Source organism: Caballeronia sp. KNU42, from assembly GCF_053760385.1.
Genome location: NZ_CM132388.1, coordinates 3,819,472 through 3,834,751, shown reverse-complemented (window position 1 = coordinate 3,834,751; position 15,280 = coordinate 3,819,472). Strand labels below are relative to the sequence as shown.

Annotated in this window: 13 protein-coding genes and 1 tRNA gene; 7 read left to right on the top strand and 7 right to left on the bottom strand. The window is 57.1% G+C overall.

What is annotated here, in order from left to right:
- Positions 1–285: 285 nt before the first annotated feature.
- Together ACSOSP_RS17145 and ACSOSP_RS17140 are read left to right on the top strand one after the other, a co-directional pair.
- Positions 286–654 carry a helix-turn-helix domain-containing protein gene (locus tag ACSOSP_RS17145; RefSeq protein ID WP_455308516.1) on the top strand — a complete coding sequence of 123 codons (369 nt, stop codon included), beginning with the start codon at positions 286–288 and terminating at the stop codon, positions 652–654.
- Positions 644–1,948, top strand: coding sequence for a type II toxin-antitoxin system HipA family toxin (locus ACSOSP_RS17140; RefSeq protein WP_455308515.1), 1,305 nt, complete (start codon positions 644–646; stop codon positions 1,946–1,948). Before ACSOSP_RS17145 ends, ACSOSP_RS17140 begins: the two co-directional genes overlap by 11 nt.
- Before the next feature lie 207 nt (positions 1,949–2,155).
- On the opposite strand, the gene cobA is transcribed toward ACSOSP_RS17140, so the two are convergent.
- The 6 genes from cobA to ACSOSP_RS17110 form a co-directional block, all read right to left on the bottom strand.
- Positions 2,156–2,905 (bottom strand): uroporphyrinogen-III C-methyltransferase, encoded by a 750-nt coding sequence (cobA, locus tag ACSOSP_RS17135; protein ID WP_455308514.1) that lies wholly within the window; start codon positions 2,903–2,905, stop codon positions 2,156–2,158.
- Positions 2,906–2,926: 21 nt separating this feature from the next.
- Positions 2,927–4,252, bottom strand: coding sequence for a sulfate adenylyltransferase subunit 1 (locus ACSOSP_RS17130; protein ID WP_455311008.1), 1,326 nt, complete (start codon positions 4,250–4,252; stop codon positions 2,927–2,929).
- A gap of 31 nt (positions 4,253–4,283) precedes the next feature.
- Positions 4,284–5,246 (bottom strand): sulfate adenylyltransferase subunit CysD, encoded by a 963-nt coding sequence (cysD, locus tag ACSOSP_RS17125; RefSeq protein ID WP_455308513.1) that lies wholly within the window; start codon positions 5,244–5,246, stop codon positions 4,284–4,286.
- Between the two features lie 66 nt (positions 5,247–5,312).
- Positions 5,313–6,044, bottom strand: a complete 732-nt coding sequence (locus ACSOSP_RS17120; protein ID WP_455308512.1) for a phosphoadenylyl-sulfate reductase — start codon at positions 6,042–6,044, stop codon at positions 5,313–5,315.
- The gene (locus ACSOSP_RS17115) at positions 6,041–6,580 is read right to left on the bottom strand and encodes a DUF934 domain-containing protein (protein ID WP_455308511.1); all 540 of its coding nucleotides are present in this window, start codon (positions 6,578–6,580) and stop codon (positions 6,041–6,043) included. The genes ACSOSP_RS17120 and ACSOSP_RS17115 overlap by 4 nt, the downstream gene beginning before the upstream one ends.
- 19 nt (positions 6,581–6,599) lie before the next feature.
- Positions 6,600–8,279 (bottom strand): nitrite/sulfite reductase, encoded by a 1,680-nt coding sequence (locus tag ACSOSP_RS17110; RefSeq protein WP_455308510.1) that lies wholly within the window; start codon positions 8,277–8,279, stop codon positions 6,600–6,602.
- A gap of 219 nt (positions 8,280–8,498) precedes the next feature.
- Between ACSOSP_RS17110 and ACSOSP_RS17105 the strand changes: the two genes are divergently transcribed.
- The 5 genes from ACSOSP_RS17105 to ACSOSP_RS17085 all read left to right on the top strand — a co-directional run bounded on the left by ACSOSP_RS17105 (position 8,499) and on the right by ACSOSP_RS17085 (position 14,831).
- Complete coding sequence (locus ACSOSP_RS17105) at positions 8,499–9,440, top strand: CysB family HTH-type transcriptional regulator (protein ID WP_031359892.1); 942 nt, start codon at positions 8,499–8,501, stop codon at positions 9,438–9,440.
- Positions 9,441–9,555: 115 nt separating this feature from the next.
- Positions 9,556–10,716 carry an ABC transporter substrate-binding protein gene (locus ACSOSP_RS17100; RefSeq protein WP_455308509.1) on the top strand — a complete coding sequence of 387 codons (1,161 nt, stop codon included), beginning with the start codon at positions 9,556–9,558 and terminating at the stop codon, positions 10,714–10,716.
- Positions 10,717–10,838: 122 nt separating this feature from the next.
- Positions 10,839–10,923: transfer RNA gene (locus ACSOSP_RS17095), tRNA-Leu, on the top strand.
- Positions 10,924–11,186: 263 nt separating this feature from the next.
- A complete protein-coding gene (locus tag ACSOSP_RS17090) occupies positions 11,187–12,824 on the top strand; it encodes an NYN domain-containing protein (protein WP_455311006.1) in 1,638 nt (545 codons plus the stop codon).
- 657 nt (positions 12,825–13,481) lie between these two features.
- Complete coding sequence (locus ACSOSP_RS17085; protein ID WP_455308508.1) at positions 13,482–14,831, top strand: RidA family protein; 1,350 nt, start codon at positions 13,482–13,484, stop codon at positions 14,829–14,831.
- Between the two features lie 140 nt (positions 14,832–14,971).
- On the opposite strand, the gene ACSOSP_RS17080 is transcribed toward ACSOSP_RS17085, so the two are convergent.
- A complete protein-coding gene (locus ACSOSP_RS17080) occupies positions 14,972–15,280 on the bottom strand; it encodes an AtuA-related protein (protein ID WP_455308507.1) in 309 nt (102 codons plus the stop codon).

The window sequence follows — 15,280 nt, the reverse complement described above, 5'->3', positions numbered from 1 at the left end:
GGTCCTCACGAAAGCCCGGTCGCTTTGCGATGCCCCGCGAGTCACAGACTTCCGGGGCATTGTCTTGTCTGCAAAATTTTTGAGCAATCCCGTGACACTCGCGCTCGAACAACGCAAGGTAAGTCTCTGCACAGACCGCCTGAACGTCCCATCAATCAAACGACTCGCAAATGACCAAAAATAGTCATATCTGACCAATTAAGCCACTTAATTGGTCAGATATGGATAATACAGTCATCTTGGAACATTGACGAACTCCATATTTTGTCTATACTGACCAATTAAGTGGTTTTATGTGTCAGATACGACAAAATGAAGCGCAATAATCGAGAATTTTCCTCTCCAGAACTCAGCCAACAGGCTGTGGGACTGGGGCACGCGGTTGCAGCCGCCCGGATCGCACGCAATATGACCCGGAAGGACTTTTCCGAACGAGCCAACATTAGCCCGAGCACGCTGGTGCGCATTGAAAACGGCGATGTTTCGGTCAGTTTCTCGTCGTGGCTGCACGCATTCGAACGGGCCGGCCTGCTCGGATTGCTCCAGCCACTCGCGAATCCGCAAAACGATGTAATCGGTGAAGCGCGGCGTAAAACGGAATCCCGTGTGCGCCCACGCAAGCCCGCTTCGAAGACAGGCGAGTATGATTTTTAATACAACGACATGGAGCAAATACGTCTTCATCGCCCTGGAAGGCGCGTCCGAGGCGGTTCCTGCCGGTAAGCTCGAATTACTCGAGCAAGGCATCAGGCCTGTCGGGTCCACCTTCGTCTACGGCAACAAGTATGTCCAACGCGCCAACGCCGCTGCCATAGACCCGGTCAGCATGCCTCTGGACGAAGCGAAGAATTCGAAGGAAGTGGTATTCCAACCCCCTGCAGGTCTGGCGCTGTTTGGCGCGATTCGTGACGCTGCCCCAGACTCCTGGGGACGACGCGTCATTGAGAATATGTTGAGGGCTGCACCCGACGGCTTGCCTGAAACGGAGTATCTGGCTCACGCCGGCCCGCATCGAACTGGCGCACTCGATTTCAGAAGCTCTCCCACCGCCCCTGCCGAACCTGGGAAGCTGCCGGATGCCAAAGAGCTGTCCTATCTGCTGGATGCCGCAGCGATGATCCAGGACGGCAAGCCGGTTCCGAAAAAATTGCAGTTGCTCTTCAGCGTCGGTGCGACTTTCGGAGGTGCACGGCCCAAAGCGGTTCTGCTGGACGATGGCCGACAGTGGGTTGCCAAATTCCCCGTGTCCCGAGACGGTTTCAACGTTCCCGTGGTCGAGCGCGCCACGCTTGAGCTCGCCCGCAAGTGCGGTATGCGCGTTCCGGCAACCAAACCCGTTCACTTGGCCGACGGGCGTGATGTCATGCTGATCGAGCGATTTGACCGCGTGCCGCTGCCCGGAGGCGCGTTCGGCAAACGGCACGTCGTGAGCGCGTTGACCATGCTCAAGATGCATGAGAGCGATACCGCCTCAGCCAACTACGCTGATCTGGCGGAGCTGCTCGGTGAACGCGGCGCGACCGGTTTCGTGGCGGCTGACAAGGTCGAATTGTTCAAGCGAATGGTATTCAACATCCTCGTGACGAATGACGATGACCATCTGCGCAATCATGCGTTTGTGTGGGACGGAGCGAACAAGGGCTGGCGCCTGAGCGACCTGTACGACGTCGTGCCGAAGCCGCAAGTCGGCTCCGAGCGGTTCCTCGTACTCGGCGTAGGCCCGGCGATGGGCCGGCTGGCGACGCTCGACAACGCGCTCTCGGCTGCGGGGCGATTCGGCCTGCTCAAGCACGCGGCCGTCGAAATCATCCAGCAACTATCGGCAGTAGTGAGGGAGTGGCGAATCTACTTCGAGGAATTCGGCGTTCCCAAGACTGAATGCGACAAGATCGCTTCGGCGTTTCGGAAGCCGCAGGCTATTGGTCTGCGGGAAGTGGAGAAAGCATAGTTCTTTAAACGCTTTTGAACCGGACCTTATAAGCGCAATTGGTCCAAGGATCAAACAATCTCGAATAAATTCAAAAAAACCCTCATGGGTCATTGACCAACGAGGGCTTTCAGAGAAGCTGAACGGGAAGCTACATCAAGCAGCGATCTCGAGCACTACGGCAACTTTTCTCCACACAGCCTTCGGCTTGAATCAAGCTGCAACCTGCTACGCAGCCTTCGCGGTTTGAACCATGACCGGCACCAACACCGACCGCTCCGCGAATGCCTCACCGATCATCAGCAAACTCGGTTGCGATGCATCGAGCCAGTCCTGAGCCTCGCCAGCCGCCATCTCGCCCAACGTCAGCGTCAACGAACGCTCACGTTCTGTACTGCAAGCCTCGACGATAGCAACCGGCGTCGACGCCGGCCGCCCTGCATCGATAAGCTGCTGCGCAATCTCCGGCGCGCTGTCGCGGCCCATGTAGAACACGAGCGAATCCGCACTCGCCTGCTCGCGGATTTCATCGCTGTCGGGCGCACGGCTGTAGGTCGCCAGGGCAACGCTTCGTGCGACTCCGCGCAAGGTCAGCGAGCGCTTGAGCGTCGCGGCGCTCGCCAACGCAGCCGTAATCCCCGGCACGACTTCGTATTCGATACCCGCCGCTTCGAGCGCGCGCATTTCTTCGTCAGCGCGGCCGAACAGCATGGGGTCACCGCCCTTCAAACGCACGACGACATCATGTTCGAGAGCGGCATCGACGATCTGCTTGTTGATGAAATGCTGCGCGGTCGAACGCTGTCCGCAACGCTTGCCCACCGCGATCTTGCGCGCGTCCGGCGCGTAGTCGAGCATGGCCGGCTCGATCAACGCGTCATGCAGGACGACCTGTGCCTGCCCCAACAACCGAGCACCGCGAACCGTAATCAGGTCCGCAGCACCCGGTCCCGCGCCGATCAAATACACCTTACCCATAGTCAATGGTCGCTTAATAAGTCAGGCTGAATATGCGCGAATCATACCGGCCGCAACCGTGTGATGCGTCGCTTCATCGATAAGAACAAACGCGCCCGTGCCCTGATGCGTGTCGTAGGCATCGCAGACGATGGGCTTTTGCAGCGTCAGCGCCACGCGGCCAATGTCGTTCATCGTCAGGTTATGGCGGTCCACCGAGTGCAGCAGCGTATGCACGTCGAGTACTTCCTTGATCGCGCCAATCCGCGCGAACACCGTGTTCGTGGTCTGCTTCAGCAAGTACTTGCGCTGCGGCGAAAGCGGCTCTTCATCGAACCAGCAGAGGTCCGCGTCAAGCTTCTTCGCCGGCTCGATCTTCGTGCCGCTCGTGTTGCGGGGCACGAACGTATCGCCGCGCGAGACGTCGACATCTTCCGCCAGGCGAATGGTCACCGTCTGGCCCGCGAACGCACGATCCACTTGCGCCACGCCGCCCGGAACCGGCGCGATGATCTCGGCGACGGTTGCATCGCGATTGCCCGGCAACACGGTGATCGTGTCGCCCAGTTTCACTTCGCCCGATTCAACACGACCCATGTAGCCGCGGAAATCATCGGCTTGACTGCCGTCCTGACGTGCGACCCATTGCACCGGGAAACGCAGCGCCTGATCGACAGGCTGTGCAACCGGCAGCGCTTCGAGCAGATCGAGCAGCGGCTCGCCCGCGTACCATGGCATGCGCTCGCTGGCGGTCACGATGTTGTCGCCCTTGAGCGCCGATACAGGCACGAAACGCACGTCGGCAATTCCCAGCCGGCGCGCGAGTTCGACATACGCATCGCGGATCTCGTTGAAGCGTGACTCGCTGAAGTCGATCAGGTCCATCTTGTTGATCGCGACGATCACATGCTGCAGCCCAAGCAACTTGACGATGGCGCTGTGGCGCACCGTTTGCGGCAGCAATTGCGCGACGCCATCCTTGAACGTCACGCGCGTTGCGTCGACGAGAATGATCGCGGCATGTGCTGTCGATGCGCCCGTCACCATGTTGCGCGTGTACTGCTCGTGGCCGGGGGTATCGGCGATGATGAACTTGCGCTTCGCAGTCGCGAAATAGCGGTATGCAACGTCGATCGTAATGCCCTGCTCACGCTCGGCTTCAAGACCATCGGTCAGCAGCGACAAATCGATATCATCGCCAACGGTGCGCTTGTTCTTCGCGCGTGACAACGCCGACAATTGATCCGACAACACGGCCTTGCTATCGAACAGCAAGCGGCCGATCAGCGTGCTCTTGCCGTCGTCAACGCTGCCCGCCGTGATGAAACGCAACACGCCGAGGTCTTCGGGTTGATGAATACTCATGATGTTTCCCTGTTCCTTGTTTGCGGCGTGATGCTTAGAAATAACCTTGTTTCTTGCGGGTTTCCATTGCGGCTTCGGACGCTTGATCGTCCATGCGCGTGGCGCCGCGTTCCGTGATTTCCGTCACGGCCGTTTCAGCGATGATCTTCTCGACGTCGTCGGCATCGCTCGCAACCGGGCATGTGCAACTGATGTCACCGACGGTCCGGAAACGCACTTGAGCGATCTCCGATACTTCGCCTTCCTGCAACGGTGTGATCGGCGTCAGCGGCACCAGCAGCCCGTTACGGCGAATGATCTCGCGATCGTGCGCGTAGTAAATGGACGGCAACTCGAGCTTCTCGCGGCCGATGTATTGCCAGATATCCAGTTCGGTCCAGTTCGAAATGGGGAACACGCGCAGATGCTCGCCGTTATGCAGGCGCGCGTTGTAGATGCTCCACAATTCCGGGCGTTGCGCTTTCGGATCCCACTGGCCAAATTCATCGCGGAAAGAAAAGATGCGCTCTTTCGCACGGGCCTTTTCTTCATCGCGACGCGCGCCGCCGATCAACGCCGTATAACCGTACTCTTCGATGGTTTCGAGCAACGTCACCGCTTGCGCGGCGTTACGCGAATCCGTCTCGCGACGCAGACGCACTGTGCCTTTCTTGATCGAATCCTCGACATGACCGACCACGAGTTCCGCGCCAATTTCAGCGGCACGGCGATCGCGGAAGTCGATCACTTCATCAAAATTATGACCGGTATCGATATGAACCAGCGGGAACGGCAGCACGGTCTTGCGACCCGAGCCCAGGCCGAATGCCTTCAACGCGAGATGCAGCACGACGACCGAATCCTTGCCGCCGGAGAACAGCAAAGCAGGCTTGCTGCACTCGGCCACGAGTTCGCGCAGGATGTGAATGGACTCGGCTTCGAGCCAGTCGAGGTGGTCCATCCGGTCGCCGCGATTCGCGATCGGGGCGTTGACTGTTGAATCGAGCGTGCTGCTCATATGCGTCATTCCTTGGTTGCTTTGCATGACACTTAACTGCGGCGTCATGCGTCAATATCAATGCGTTCAGAGCGCCGAGCTTGGCGCTGCGCTGCGGTCTTCCACGATCTTTATGTTCGTCACGTGCAAGCCGCATTCCTTCGTGTCCCGCGATTCCCACCACCAGCGTCCTGCCCGGCTGTCTTCGCCCGGACGAATGGCGCGCGTGCACGGCTCACAGCCAATGCTCGGATAACCGCGCGCATGCAGCGGGTTGACGGGAACATCGAAGGCCTTCAAATAAGCCCAGACATCGGCTTCAGTCCAGTCCGCAAGCGGATTGAACTTCGCGATATTACGCGGCGCGTCATGCTCTTCTTCATGCAATTCCACGCGCGTCACCGATTGCTCGCGCCGCTGACCCGTGACCCACGCGCTCACGTCTTTTAGCGCGCGATTCAACGGTTCGACCTTACGAATGCCGCAACAGCTTTTACGCAGATCGACGCTTTCATAGAACGCGTTCAAACCATGATCCCGAACATACTCTTCCACCGCTTCGGGCTGCGGATGGAACTGTTCGATATCGTATCCATAACGCTCTTTCACACGATCAAGCATGCCCAGCGTTTCAGCATGCAGACGACCGGTGTTCAGCGAGAAGATGCCGATTTTCACGCCGCGCGACAGGATGGCATGCGTAAGCAACATGTCTTCGGCGGCGAGACTGCTGGCTAGTTTGACGTTCGCATGACGTTGCGCGATGGAATCGAGCAGCGCGTCAAGACGTTCGACTTTGGCTTGCAGTTCGGCATTCATGCAGACGCTCCGGCGGCCGCTTTTTCGCGGCGACGGAACAACGGGTTCGGATCGTCCACCGCGCCTTGATACGGAATGCTCAATTCACCGAACGCGTTCAGCGCGTCGTGAATGTCCTTATCGGCGCGAACGGCGAACGCGTCGAAACCGCAACGCGCATGAAAGCGCAACTGGTCGCGCAGTACATCGCCAATAGCCCGCAACTCACCCTTCCACTGATACCGCTCACGCAGCAAACGGCCGATGCTGAAACCACGGCCATCGCTGAACTTGGGGAAATCGACGGCGATCAGCGCGATCTTGTCGAAGTCTTCGACCAGTTCCGCGGGTTCATCGTCGGGGGCGAGCCACACGCCGATCGGTTCTTTCTTGTGCGCCGATGTCAGCGCGTCCTTGTGCTCTTTCCACCATGTGAACGGCACGATCACCTTGCCCGGCAACAATGCATCGACTGCGGGCAGCGTGCCGTCTTCGGCAGCGCGCACCACGGTCCAGTCGTCTTCAACCACTTCGCGATTCTTGATAATCAAAGCCATGTGCTTTTTCCTTAAGCGATCAAGCATGCGCCGGCTGGCGCGACGCGTACACGCGTTCCTTGAACGGTGCGATGCCGATACGGCCATACGTCTCGATGAAACGCTCGCCTTCAATGCGGTTCTCGACGAACGTATCGATCACTTGCGACACCACGTCGGGCATCTCTTCCGCCGAGAACGACGGGCCGATCACGCGGCCCAGATGCGCGCCCGTTGCGCCCGAGCTTTGCTCGCCGCCGAGCGTGACCTGATACCACTCCGAGCCGTCCTTATCGACACCGAGCACACCGATGTTGCCAATGTGATGATGACCGCACGCGTTGATACAACCCGAGATGTTGAGCGTCAGGTCGCCGAGGTCGTACACATAGTCGAGGTCGCTGAAACGCTCTTGAATGGCTTGTGCGATCGGGATCGACTTCGCGTTTGCCAAAGAGCAGAAATCGCCGCCCGGGCACGCAATGATGTCGGTGAGCAAGCCAATATTCGATGTCGCGAAACCCAGCGCTTTCGCGCGTTCCCACACCGTGAACAGATCGCGCTTCTTCACGTTCGCCAGGATCAGGTTCTGCTCGTGCGAGACGCGGATTTCACCGAACGAGAATTCATCGGCGAGATCGGCGACGGCTTCCATCTGCACGTCCGTTGCGTCGCCCGGCGCAATGCCCGTGGGCTTTAACGACAACGTCACCGACGCATAACCCGGCACCTTGTGCGGCCGCACGTTGCGTTCGATCCAGCGCGCGAACGGCTTGCTGTCGATGAGATGCTTTTCATACGATGCGTCCGTATCCGCCAACTTCTCATAGGCGGGCGGTGCGAAAAACTGCGACACGCGATCGAGTTCTTCCTGCGTGAGCGTGGAAGGACCGTCCTTCAAATGTGCCCATTCCTCTTCCACTTGCTGCGCAAATTTCGCAGGGCTCAACGCCTTCACGAGAATCTTGATGCGCGCCTTATACATATTGTCACGACGGCCGTAGCGGTTATACACGCGCAACACGGCTTCGCAATACGTCAGCAGATGCTGCCAGGGCAGATCTTCCTTGATGATCGCGCCAACGATCGGCGTACGTCCCAACCCGCCGCCCGCGAGGATGCTCGCGACCACTTCACCGTCCGCATTTTTCTTCAGATAGACGCCCAGATCGTGCACTTGCACGGCTGCGCGATCTTCCACCGAGCCGTTGATCGCGATCTTGAACTTGCGCGGCAACCAAGCGAACTCGGGGTGAAAGGTCGACCATTGGCGCAGGATTTCGGCCCACGGACGCGGATCGATGATTTCATCGGGCGCCACGCCGGCAAATTGATCGGCAGTGATATTGCGGATGCAATTGCCTGACGTTTGAATCCCGTGCATTTGCACCGATGCCAGCTTGCGCAGGATTTCGGGCGTCTCTTCGAGCTGGATCCAGTTGAACTGGATGTTGGTCCGCGTCGAAAAGTGGCCGTAGCCGCGGTCGTGCTCACGCGCGATCGTGCCGAGCATGCGCAACTGGTCGCTGCGCAAGTTGCCGTACGGAATCGCGATGCGGTGCATGTACGCGTGCCGCTGCATGTACAGGCCGTTTTGCAGGCGCAGCGGCCGGAATTCTTCTTCGCTCAACTCGCCGGATAAGCGGCGGCGCACCTGGTCGCTGTATTGAGCGACGCGTTCGTCGACGATTTTCTGGTCGATCTGATCGTATTGATACATTCGGGGGCCCCAGTTTTAGGTGTTCCGTCAACACGGCGTCCTAGCCACGCCGCATCTCGAAATTAGTAGAGTCATTGCCAGGAACGCCGTTCAGACCGTGCGTTCATTTGCTTATGACAAATACAGATATCGATATTGGAAAAATTGGCTCGATGGTAATAAACTTCCTATATATTGCAAACGACTGATAAATTACTTTGATATGCGGATGGGTTATATATGAATCTGCACCAGTTCCGCTTCGTGCGCGAAGCCGTCCGGCAGAACTACAACCTCACCGAAGCCGCTAAAGCGCTGTTCACGTCGCAGCCGGGGGTATCGAAAGCGATCATCGAGCTGGAGGACGAACTCGGGGTCGAGATCTTCACGCGTCATGGCAAACGGGTTCGTTCGCTGACGGAGCCGGGGCGAATTATCCTGGCATCGGTGGAAAAAATCTTGCAGGAAGTGGAAAGCCTGAAGCGTGTCGGTAAAGATTACGCAGCGCAGGATCAGGGCAATCTCGTGATTGCGGCCACGCATACGCAGGCGCGGTATTCGCTGCCGAACGCCATCGCGGAGTTCAAGAAGCGATTTCCGAAGGTCCACCTTTCCATTTTGCAAGGTAGTCCGACGCAGGTGGCCGAAATGGTCATACATGATCAGGCTGATATCGCCATCGCCACGGAAGCGATCGCCAACTATAAGGAACTGGTGTCGCTGCCTTGTTTCCAGTGGCATCACGTGGCCGTGGTGCAGCCGGACCATCCGCTGCTCGAGCGCAAGCTGCTGACGCTCGACGATCTCGCGCAATACCCGATCATCACCTACGACAACGCGTTCGCCGGCCGCTCGAAGATCAACCAGGCGTTCGCGCTGCGCCACCTGACGCCGGACATCGTGCTGGAAGCCATTGATGCCGACGTGATCAAGACCTATGTCGAGCTGGGGCTGGGCGTGGGCATTCTCGCGGATATCGCTTTCAACCCGGAACGCGATAAACACCTTCGGGCGATGCCCGTCGGCCATCTGTTCGGCACGAATGTCACGCGGCTCGCTTTGAAACAAGGCGCGTATTTACGCAGCTATGTGTACACGCTGGTCGAACTGCTCTCGCCTTCCATGAACCGCAAGCTGATCGAGCAGGCGCTGTCGGGCGAGCATGAAACTTATGAGCTTTGATTGAGCGCTGTAGTCACGACGCGGGCAACGCTCGCGTCAAAACGCGCTCCGCGCGATTTTTGACAGCCCCACACTTCAGCATTTTTAAACCACACCTCTTCGCGGAGACCTTCCAATGAAGTTGTCGAAGTTCATGCGTCCGGCGCTCATGTTCAGCGCACTCGCATTTTTCAGCGCGGCGGCCAATGCGCAGTTGAAAGTCGGTATCGATTTGTCGAGCACGGGGCCGGCGGCCGCTATCGGCATCACGAGCAAGAACGCCATGCTGATGTGGCCGAAGACCATCGCGGGTCAACAGGCGGAATACATCATTCTCGACGATGGCTCCGACCCGGGCGCGGCAGTGCGCAATATCCGCAAGCTGATTACAGAAGATAAAGTCGATGTGATCGTCGGGCCGAACATCACGCCGGCGGCGCTCGCGGCGCTCGATCCGGTGGCCGAATACCAGACGCCGATGATCACGCTGATCGGCTCGGCGTCGGTTGTCGAACCGCAGGAAGGCAAGAAGGTGTGGGCGTTCAAGATGGCCCAGACCGACCGCGCAATGGCCGACGTGATGACCCGCACGATGGTCAACCGAAACGTGAAGACGGTCGGTTTCATCGGTTTCGCCGATAGTTACGGCGATAGCTGGTTCAACGAGTTTTCGAAGTTCGCGGAATTGCGGCATATCAAGGTGGTCGCGAGTGAACGTTTCAATCGTACGGACGCGAGCGTGACCGGGCAGATCCTCAAGCTGATGGCTGCGAAACCGGATGCAGTGCTGATCGCGGGCGCGGGTACGCCGACGGTGTTGCCGGAGCGCACGCTGATCGAGCGCGGTTATAAAGGCCCGATTTATCAGACACACGGCATTGCGACGCCGGAGTTCATCAAGCTCGGCGGCAAGGACGTGGAAGGCACGCTGTTCCCGACGCAGCCGGTTGTCGTTGCGCGGACACTGCCTTCTGATCATCCGTCGAAGAAAGCGGCGCTGGTTTTTGTCGATGCGTACGAGGCGAAGTACGGCAAGGGCACGGTCACGCAGTTTGCCGGCGATGCGGCCGGGGTCTATCCGCGGCTGACGGATGCGGTCGGACGCGCGCTGAAGGCCGGGCAACCGGGGACGGTGGCGTTTCGGGTGGCGCTGCGATCGGAGTTGGAACACGCACATGAACTGGTTGTGCCGAACGGCGTGGTCAACACCAGCGCCACCGATCACGTCGGCCTGGATCAGCGGGCCAGCGTGATGGGCATCATCAAGAACGGCCAGTTCACGTATTTGAGCCAGTGAGTGCCGTAGTCGTCTGCGCCCGCTCAAGGGCTTGCCCGCGGAAACGATTTTCGGCATAATCGCTGACTTGCCGGTTGGCGTCGGATTTTTCCGCACTCAGCCGGCTGGTTCAAATGCTGTTTGCCCGGGTGGTGAAATTGGTAGACGCAGGGGACTCAAAATCCCCCGCCGCAAGGCGTGCCGGTTCGATTCCGGCCCCGGGCACCATTTCCGAAAAGCCGTTTCTGCGTAAGCAGAGACGGCTTTTTCGCATTGGCCCCAGGAACAGCGAAACCCGAACATCCCCACCATCACGGTATGTCTGTTTCCAGGCATACCCAAAGCCCTGCCAGCCCCTTCCCCGCCACGATTGTTTCTCTCCTTTAAAACGCCGCCGCACAAACAGATATCATGTGCGCTCGTTAATACTGCCGTGCACACCCGGCATTCCTGCTGGAGTTTCTATGGCCTCATCCCCTGATAGCGTCAGCATGGCGTTGTTTTGCGACTTCGAAAACGTCGCCCTCGGCGTGCGCGACGCGAAATACGATAAGTTCGACATCATGCCGGTGCTCGAACGGCTGCTGCTCAAAGGCAGCATCGTGGTGAAAAAGGCTTATTGCGACTGGGATCGCTACAAAGGTTTTAAAGCCGCCATGCACGAAGCGAGTTTTGAACTGATCGAAATTCCGCACGTGCGTCAGTCAGGCAAGAATTCAGCGGACATCCGGCTCGTCGTAGATGCGCTCGATCTCTGCTACACGAAATCCCACGTCGATACCTTCGTCATCATCAGCGGTGACTCGGACTTCTCGCCGCTCGTGTCGAAGTTGCGCGAGAACGCGAAGAAAGTGATCGGCGTCGGCGTGAAAAACTCGACCTCGGACCTGCTCGTCGCGAACTGCGATGAATTCATTTTCTACGATGACCTCGTGCGCGAGCAGCAACGCAGCATCGCGAAACGTGAAGCGCGTGAGGCCCGTGAAGCACGCGACGCACGCGATGCGAACGCTGCGGCATCGTCGCCGAAGCGCTCGGCCGACGACGACCGCCAGCCGAAGCAGGAGCTCGAAGCCCGCAAGGCCAAGGCGATCGCGATTGCGGTGGAGACGTTCGATGACCTCGCCTCCGAGCGCGGCGAAAGCGGCAAGATCTGGGCGTCGGTACTCAAGAGCGCGATCAAGCGGCGCAAGCCCGATTTCAACGAGTCGTACTATGGCTTTCGCGCATTCGGCAATCTGCTGGAAGAAGCGCAGGCGCGCGGTCTGCTAGAAGTGGGACGGGACGAAAAGTCGGGTTCGTTTGTGTTTCGCGCGCAGTCGGTGGCCGCAGTCGATTCGGTAAGGGAAATCGAGGCGCCTGTCGTGTCGAAGGACAACCGGCAGACGGGTGGCTCGGGTAACTCGGGTAACGACCGGAATCGGAGAAAGGGCCGCAACCAGCGGCCGCAACTTTCCGAACCGCTCTTCGATGAATCGCGCGAAGCCCAATCCGCATCGCGGCCGGAAACGCAATCCGAATCGCGCGGTGAAGCTGATCGCGGGGACGAACCGAACCCGCAATCACAGGTCGCGGAACCGCTCGTCGACGAAGCGCAAACCGCGCAGCAACCTGAGGCACAGCAGGAAGCACGGCCCAGGCAGGGCCGCGACCGCAATCGCCGAAACAATCGGAACGCGAGGCCGCAGGTCCACGAACCGCTGTTCGATATAGCACAGGAACTGCCACCCGACGCTTCTGTGGATGCAGCACATGATCAGCAGCCGGAGGTTTATGCGGATGCCGCCGACGAACCATCTTTCTTCACCCGACGACAGCCGGCTGCTAAGGAAGAATTCGTGTTCGTGGAACGCACGGAAGAAGCAGTTGCGCAACTCAGCGAAGTAAGTGAAACGCCGTCACCCAAACGCGGCGTAGCGCGACGTGGACGTCAGGCTGCAGCGAAAAAAATCGTGGCAAAGAAACAGCAGGAAGCGCCAGTTGAGGTTGCCGCTGCACCTGCAACTGAAACTGCAGCCAGCACGGACAAGCCCGCGGCAAAGAAAACGGCTGCGAAAAAGGCTCCCCGTAAAACGGCTCCCGCTAGCCGGCGTCCGCGAAAACCAGCCGCCGCAACGAGCGAAGAGTGAATGGATGAAGACGGGCATCGCCGTGACTTGCTTGTCATGTCGATGCCGGTTTATTAAACAAATTGCTTGCTGTCAACTGACTGGAATGCCCTCGCGACGGCCAGGGCGGCAGATGCTGGATTTGCACTTTGAAACGCAGACACGTCTGCGGCAATTCAACATTGCACGTGGATGACTGGAAAGTGTACCCATTTGTCACGCTCGCTCGATCACACGAGTTGGTACGCCGCAGATCATTCACAACTGCCAAAAACATTAAAAGTTCTTCCGATGCTGCTAACCGACAATCGTCTATACGGCGCGACCTATCGGCGCAGGCGACCGAGATTTCGATCCGCATGAACCTGCTAAACCGAATGACGGCTCTCGTCCGCCCGTACTCCATTTTCATTGCAGAATTCAGCTTCAAATTCGATTTATGCAACAACGCCGCCTTAATACGACAAAACCCTGATCAGCGAACCGAGCGATGCTGAACAGAAAATTTTGTTAGTTAAATTTTTTGACACCTATTGCGCTGATTGTGTCCAAAGTTCTGCAATTGACTGTAGTTGATCTGTCCTTTACATTGCCGGATTGCGCTTGACCCATAAAGTAATTGCCGAGGTTACTAATCCACGCCCGCCCGGTCTCAAGGCACGTCGCCCGCATAGGGCCGTGGCAACTGTCAATTGCAAAGAGAACACATGCTTTGCGCGCAACCCGATGAATTGCAACTTAAAGGTGAGTAAAATTATGAGCGGCTTTAACGCAGTATTAGCAAGAAATACGGAAAATGCACCGAAAAGTATCGGCCCATATTCACAAACCGTAGCTTTTTCTCATTACAACAATCTTTCCGCTCAACTACCTATCGATCCAAAAACCGATAAATTGGTAGTTGGCGGCATAAAAGAGCAGACTGAACAGTGCTTCAAAAATGTCAAGGCAGTTGTGGAAACGATCGGCCATATTATGGACGACGTGGTTAGAATCACCATATTCGTTACGAATAGTGCGGATTTTGATACTGTGAACGCAGTCTATGCCACATTTTTTACGAGCTATGTTCCCACACTGACGACCGTCGCCGTTGAAGCTTTGCCGATGAACGCTTTGGTACAAGTTGAAGCGCTTGTGTCGAACGGCGAAGGCACAATTCCGAACGCACCGCAGGCAGGCGATCTGATAAAGCTTGCAAACAACACGAAAAACGCCCCAGAAAGCCCCCTGTCTACGCAAACTGTCGCTTTCTCTCACTACAATAACATCTCAGCTCAATTACCGATCGATCCGAAATCCGGTAAATTGGTTGCTGGTGGTGCGAAAGAGCAGACTCGCCAGTGCTTGAAAAACATCAAGGCAATTTTAGAAAGCATTGATGTTCCTTTTGACGACATTGTTAAAATAAACATCTTCCTTAAAAATCTCTCGAATATTGACGCCGTAGATGAGGTTTATACGACATTCTTCCCGGACTCGGCGATCGCCAGAGCAGTAGCATATTTTCCAGCGCGGACAATAGTTCCGGCATCAGGGTTGGCCATGGGTGCGTTGGTACAAATCGAGGCAGTTGTGTCACACGGAGATGGCACGCCTCCGCAACTGGTTGAAGACCGTCATGGCATTGTTATCAAAGCAGGAAATACAGATAATGCGCCAAAATGCGCACTGTCTACACAAACTGTCGCTTTCTCTCATTACAACCATATCTCAGCTCAATTGCCTATCGACTCAAAATCTGGTGAATTGGTCGCCGGTGACATAAAAGCGCAAGCTGGACAGTGCTTGAAAAACATTAAGACAATCGTAGAAAGCATCGGCCACATTATGGGCGATGTGGTTAAGGTAAATATTTTCCTGAAAAATATAGAAGACATCGATGCGGTAAACTCTGTTTACTCAACATTCTTTCCTGGCGGTGTTCCTGCACGTAGAACCGTTGGCGTATCAGCTTTGCCTAAAAATGCTTTGATTCAGATCGAAGCAGTTGTGTCACACGCTGAAGGCACGCCTCGAAAAGCGTAATCGGTATTTATTTTCCGATCTGAGAATTGCCGAAGTTACCCGACAAGCCAAAGGTGAATCACAGTAGTGGGGATTTCACTAACAACGTTTCAACTACAGACCTTTCGGGTGACTTCGGGGCGAGGTATTTCCACAGCCTGTCAAGGCTCCGGAATCTCCAGATCCATCAACGCCGAACTCAGCGATTTCCCATGCGCATCGAGCGCGAGCGATCTCGTCACGCCACCGCCCAACGCGCGTCCGAGCACAAAATTCATCGCGGAGATTTCCGGCAATTCGAAGCGCGTCACATCGCCCTTCACCACATCGCTCAGATGCGCTTTCACGCGCTCCGGCGTGACATGAGCGAGCAGATGATCGTAGTGCCGCGCGTCATAGCAGATCACCGATACATTCAGCGTGTTGCCCTTATCGCCGGTTCGGGAATGAGCAAGCAGACGTAGTTTCAT

Bases quoted from the DNA above. Each gene is read 5' to 3' on its own strand.
- ACSOSP_RS17140 (WP_455308515.1), top strand. From the start codon at position 644: ATGATTTTTAATACAACGACATGGAGCAAATACGTCTTCATCGCCCTG.
- cobA (WP_455308514.1), bottom strand. From the start codon at position 2,905: ATGGGTAAGGTGTATTTGATCGGCGCGGGACCGGGTGCTGCGGACCTG.
- cysD (WP_455308513.1), bottom strand. From the start codon at position 5,246: ATGAGCAGCACGCTCGATTCAACAGTCAACGCCCCGATCGCGAATCGC.
- ACSOSP_RS17120 (WP_455308512.1), bottom strand. From the start codon at position 6,044: ATGAATGCCGAACTGCAAGCCAAAGTCGAACGTCTTGACGCGCTGCTC.
- ACSOSP_RS17115 (WP_455308511.1), bottom strand. From the start codon at position 6,580: ATGGCTTTGATTATCAAGAATCGCGAAGTGGTTGAAGACGACTGGACC.
- ACSOSP_RS17110 (WP_455308510.1), bottom strand. From the start codon at position 8,279: ATGTATCAATACGATCAGATCGACCAGAAAATCGTCGACGAACGCGTC.
- ACSOSP_RS17105 (WP_031359892.1), top strand. From the start codon at position 8,499: ATGAATCTGCACCAGTTCCGCTTCGTGCGCGAAGCCGTCCGGCAGAAC.
- ACSOSP_RS17100 (WP_455308509.1), top strand. From the start codon at position 9,556: ATGAAGTTGTCGAAGTTCATGCGTCCGGCGCTCATGTTCAGCGCACTC.
- ACSOSP_RS17090 (WP_455311006.1), top strand. From the start codon at position 11,187: ATGGCGTTGTTTTGCGACTTCGAAAACGTCGCCCTCGGCGTGCGCGAC.
- ACSOSP_RS17080 (WP_455308507.1), bottom strand. From the start codon at position 15,280: ATGAAACTACGTCTGCTTGCTCATTCCCGAACCGGCGATAAGGGCAAC.